2 protein-coding genes are annotated in these 5,552 nt (G+C 72.7%); both read left to right on the top strand.

Annotation, left to right across the window (positions count from 1 at the left end):
- Nucleotides 1-1,530, top strand: a 1,530-nt coding sequence (locus ACIQOV_RS25190) for a TIR-like protein FxsC (RefSeq protein WP_401052061.1), incomplete at its 5' end; no start/stop codon positions are given.
- On the top strand, nt 1,527-5,528 hold the full coding sequence (fxsT, locus tag ACIQOV_RS25185) for an FxSxx-COOH system tetratricopeptide repeat protein (protein ID WP_401052058.1): 4,002 nt from the start codon (nt 1,527-1,529) through the stop codon (nt 5,526-5,528). The genes ACIQOV_RS25190 and fxsT, both read left to right, overlap by 4 nt.
- Nucleotides 5,529-5,552 lie beyond the last annotated feature (24 nt).

Genomic DNA, 5,552 nt, shown 5'->3' with positions numbered 1-5,552 from the left:
GAGGCGCGTGTGACTGACCGGGGCTGGGACGAGGACGACGCCCGGCCGTACTTCTTCCTCTCCTACGCGCACACCCCCAAGGCCGGTGCGCGGGGCGCGAGCGACCCGAACCACTGGGTCAGGCAGTTGTACCGGGACCTCTGCGAGGCGGTGCTCCAGCTCACCACCGTCCCGGACGGGGCCGCGGTCGGCTTCATGGACGAGTCCATGCACCAGGGCGAGCTGTGGGCCGAACGGCTGTCCGACGAGTTGGCGACCTGTCGGGTGTTCGTGCCCCTGTACTCCCCGAGGTACTTCAACAGCGTTCCGTGCGGCCAGGAATGGCACGCCTTCACCCGCCGGCCGGTCTACCCGGCGAACCTCGACTCCGAGCGCACCAGCGGCATCGTCCCGGTGCTGTGGGCGCCGATGAGCCGCTACCGGCTGCCGAACGTGGCCAGTGAACTCCAGTTCAACCACGCCAGTTTCGGGCCCGAGTACGCCACCGAGGGCCTGTACGCCCTGATGAAGCTCAGCTACTTCCGCTCCTCCTACGAGCTGGCGGTGCACCGGCTGGCGGCCCGGATCGTGCAGGTCGCGGAGGAGACGGTGATCCCGGTCGGGCGGCGGCTGGGATTCAACGGCCTGCCGAGCGCGTTCAACGTCACCGCCCCGACCAAGCAGCTGCGGATCTCCGTCCTCGCCTACCACCAGAACGAGTTGCCCGCCGACCGCAGCCCCGACTACTACGGCGAGCGGCGCACCGACTGGCACCCGTACCGGCCGGTCGGCTCGCCGATCGCCCAGCACGCGGCGCGCCTCGCCCGGCAGTTGGGGTTCCAGCCGACCGTGCACGAGTTCGACGAGGAGGTCGAGTCGATCATCGGGGGCAACGCCGAGGCGCCCGGCCTGCTGCTGCTCGACCGCTGGGCGCTGCGCGACCCGCGCCGGCGCGAGCTGGTCCGGCGCTTCGACCGCTCGGACGCCACCTGGGTGAGCATCCTGGAGCCGTTCAACGGCGACGACCCGGAGTGCGCCGACCGCGCCGACGAGCTGGGCGACCTGACCGACGAGACGCTGCGCATCACCCGGCGGGCGAGCCGGCCGAGCTTCCTCGGCGCGACCGGACCGACCGGGCTGCACTCCCTGGAGGACTTCGACGACGCGCTGCCCCGGGCGGCGATGAAGGCCAAGTACGCGTTCGAGGGCCGTACCCGGGCCGAACCGGAGGAACCGCCGCCGCCCCGGCCGAGCCTGCGGGACGCGTTCCGGCGCGGCGCGGGCGGGTACGGACCGGACGGATCCCCGGCGGACCCCTTCGAGGACGACCAGGGCGACGACCGCGCCGACGGAGACGGCACCGGCCGCACCACCAGCACCACCCACCGACGTCGGGACAACGGCGACGACCCGCACCGCGAGCGCGACCCGCATCGTGAGCAGGACCCGCACCGCGAGCGCGACCCGCACCGCGAGCACGACCCGTACCGCGACGACGGCGATGAACCCGATGACGGGATGGCGCCCTTGGGAGGACGAGGACCGCGATGACTGACAACCGCACCAGGAACCTCCGTCTCGGCGGGCTCACCTCCGCCGACCTGGCCGCCCAGCGGGCGGCCGAGCGGCAGGCGGCGGAACAGGACCGCAACGGCCGGATCATCACCTTCTACTCGTACAAGGGCGGCACCGGCCGCACCATGGCGCTCGCCAACACCGCCTGGATCCTGGCCGCCAACGGCTTCCGCGTGCTCACCGTGGACTGGGACCTGGAGGCGCCCGGCCTCGCCAAGTTCTTCCACCCGTTCCTCGACCCGGCCTCGCTGGCCGGGACCACCGGGATGATGGACCTGATCGCCGAGTACCGCGAGGAGGCGCTGCGCCCGGTCGAGCACGCCGAGGGCTGGCACCTGGACTTCGCCCGGGTGCACCCGCACGCGCTCTCGCTCACCTGGCCGCACTTCCCGGACGGCGGCAGCCTGGACTTCCTCTCCGCGGGCCAGTTCAACCGGGACTACTCCGAGGCCGTCACCCACCTCGACTGGGACATCTTCTACGACCGCTTCGACGGCGGGCAGTTCTTCGACGCACTCAAGGCCGACATGGCCAAGCGCTACGACTACGTGCTGATCGACTCCCGCACCGGCCTCTCCGACATCGCCGAGATCTGCACCGTCCAGATGCCCGACGACCTGGTGGTCTGCTTCACCCTCAGCGACCAGTCCATCGACGGTGCCTCGCGGATCGCCCAGCACATCCACGACCGCTACCGCGAGCGCGGGATCCGCATCCTGCCCGTCCCGATGCGCATCGACGAGGGCGAGAAGGAGAAGGCCGACGCCGGCCGCGCCCTCGCCCGGGTCCGCTTCGACGGGCTGCCGGCCGGCTTCGACGGCGAGGAACTCGCCCAGTACTGGGGCTCGGTGGAGATCCCGTACCGGCCGTTCTACGCCTATGAGGAGATCCTCGCCACCTTCGGCGACCAGACCGGCACGCCCACCTCGATGCTGGCCGCCTGCGAGCGGCTCACCTCCATGATCACCGAGGGCCGGGCGGCCGGCCTGCCACCGGTGGACGAGGAGGTGCGGCTGCGCTTCGTGGACGCGTTCACCCGCCGCCGCCCGTCCGTGCCCGCCGACCTCTACCTCTCCTACGTCCCCGAGGACCGGATGTGGGCGGACTGGATCGAGTCCGTCCTGACCAGGGCCGGCTTCCGGGTGCTGCCGCGCGACCTCAGCGCCGGCACCGACCCGCGCGAGGAGACCGAGCGCGGCATCGACTCCGCGTACCGGACGGTCGCCGTGCTCTCGCCCGCCTACCAGCGCTCCCCGCAGGCGCGGGCGCTGTGGGAGTCGGTGGTCAGCTCCGACCCCTCCGGCACCCGGCGCCAGCTGCTGCCCGTCCGGGTCGGCGACGTGCGGCTCACCGCGCCGTTCAGCAACCGCAACCCGGTCGACCTGGTCGGCCGCGACGAGACGCAGTCGATCCAGAGCCTGCTGCGCGCGCTCGGCCGCGGCGACACCCCGCTCGACGACGCGCCCAGCGGCGGCCCGCGCTTCCCCGGCAGCAAGCCCTCGGTGTGGGACGTCCCGCCGCGCAACCCCTCCTTCACCGGCCGCTCCGCCGTCCTGGAGCAGCTGCGCAACCAGCTGCGCGGCGGCATGGCGGCCGTGCTGCCCACCCCGCAGACCCTGTACGGGCTCGGCGGCGTCGGCAAGACCCAGGTGGCGCTGGAGTACGCCCATCGCTTCATGTCCGACTACGACCTGGTCTGGTGGATCGACGCCGAGCAGACCGAGCTGGTCGCGCCGGCGCTGGCCGAACTCGCCCGCCGGCTGGGCCTGCGGGTCGGCGACTCGGTGACCGAGGCCGCCGAGGCGGCCAGGGAGGCGCTGCGGCGCGGCGTGCCCACCTCGCGCTGGCTGCTGATCTTCGACAACGCCGACGAGCCCGCCGAGATCCGCCGGTTCTTCCCCGGCGGCTCCGGCCACATCCTGGTCACCTCCCGCAACCAGGCCTGGACCGGGCACGCCGAGGCGCTGGAGGTCGACGTCTTCACCCGCGGCGAGAGCGTCGAGCACCTGTGCCGGCGCGCCCGCAGCCTCTCCCGCCCGGACGCCGACCGGGTCGCCGAGGCGGTCGGGGACCTGCCGCTGGCCGTCGAGGTGGCCGCCGCCTGGCTGGACACCACCGGCACCCCGGTGGAGACCTACGTCTCCCAGCTGCACGCCGAGGCCGCCCGCGCGCTGGCCGTCGGCCGCCCGGCCGACTACCCGACGCCGGTCGCCGCGACCTGGAACGTGTCGATCGGACGGCTGCGCCAGCAGTCCCCGGCGGCCGTCCGGCTGCTCCAGCTGTGCGCGTTCTTCGCGCCCGAGCCGATCTCGATGAACCTCTTCTACAGCGACCAGATGATCCGGGCGCTGGTGAAGTTCGACGCCGACCTCAGCGACAAGTTCATGCTGGGCAAGGTGATCCAGGCGATCGGCCGGTACGCGCTGGCCAAGGTCGACGCCGGCAGCAACAGCTTCCAGGTGCACCGGCTCGTCCAGGCGGTGATCCGGGCCGGGATGACCGCCGACGAGCAGGAGATCGCCGTCCACGAGGTGCACCGCATCCTCACCGGCGCCCGGCCCGTCCTCGGCGACACCGACGACCCGGCCAACTGGCCCGCCTTCGACGAGATCTGGCCGCACCTGTCGCCGTCCAAGGCGCACAACTGCGACGAGGCGGACACCCGCCAGCTGCTCATCGACCGGGTCCGCTACCTGTGGAAGCGCGGCGAGCTCGACCGCGCCCGCGACCTCGGCCACGCCCTGGACGTGGAGTGGACCGGCAAGCTCGGCGAGAACGACCGGCAGACCCTGCTGCTGCGCTTCCAACTCGCCAATGTGCTGCGCTCCCAGGGCAACTACGGTGAGGCGCTGGCCCTGGACGAGGACACCCTGGAGCGCCAGCGGGGCCTGCTCGGCGAGCACCACCCGTACACCCTGATGACGGCCGGCTCGCTCGGCGCCGACCGCCGGGCGCTCGGCCGGTTCCAGGCCGCGCTCGACCTCGACCGCGAAATCCTCGACCAGTTCCGCGAGTTGTTCGGCGACGACAACCCGCGCACGCTCTCCATGGCGAACAACCTGGCGATCGACTACCGGCTGGTCGGCGACAGCGAGGCGGCCCGCGAACTCGACCAGGAGACCCTCGACCGGCGCACCGCCGTCCTCGGCCCCAAGCACCCCTACACCCTGTCCACCAAGTCCAACCTGGCCCGCGACCTGCGCGAACTCGGCGACTACCGCGGCTCGGTGGACCTGCTCCAGGAGGTCACCTCCGACCTCGGCGACGTGCTCGACCCGGACCTGCCGGAGAACCTGCGCAACGCCAAGTCGCTGGCCGTCTCGCTGCGCCGGATCGGCCAGCTCGCCGAGGCCCGCCGGATCACCAAGGAGACCTACGAGCGCTACCTGGAGCGCTACGGCGCCGACGCCCCCGACGCGCTCGCCTGCGCGCTCAACCTGGCCGCCGACCACAGCGCCTCCGGCGACAAGGAGGCCGCCCGCGACCTCTGCTCCACCGTCTTCGAGGGCCACCGGCGGCTGTTCGGCGACGAGCACCCGTTCACCCTGGCCTGCGCCAACAACCTCGGCATCTACCTGCGGGGCAGCGGCGACGTCCCGGGCGCCATCGAGCGCGGCCGGCTCACCGTCGAGGGGCTGACCCGCTCGGTCGGGCCGGAGCACCCGTACACCCTCAACGCGATGATCAACCTGGCCAACGCCTACGGCGACGACGGGCAGCTGGACCGCGCCGAGCGGCTCGGCCGGGCCGCGTACCAGGGGCTGTGCGACCGCTACAGCGCCCAGCACCCGGACGCGGTGGCCTGCGAGGCCAACCTGGCGATCACCCTGCGGTCCGGCGGGCGGCACACCCAGGCGGCCGAGCTGAGGGCACGGGCGATCTCCGAGTTGATCCGACAGGTCGGCGAGGAGCACCCCAACACGGTCTCCGCGCGGGCCTGGTCACCGAGGGCCCGGACGCCGTCCGCCGGCTGATCGCCACCGGCGCCCTGTTCGACC

It is taken from the genome of Kitasatospora sp. NPDC091257, assembly GCF_044757675.1.
Lineage (GTDB): Bacteria > Actinomycetota > Actinomycetes > Streptomycetales > Streptomycetaceae > Kitasatospora > Kitasatospora lactacystinica.
This window is presented reverse-complemented; position numbering and strand designations above follow the sequence as displayed.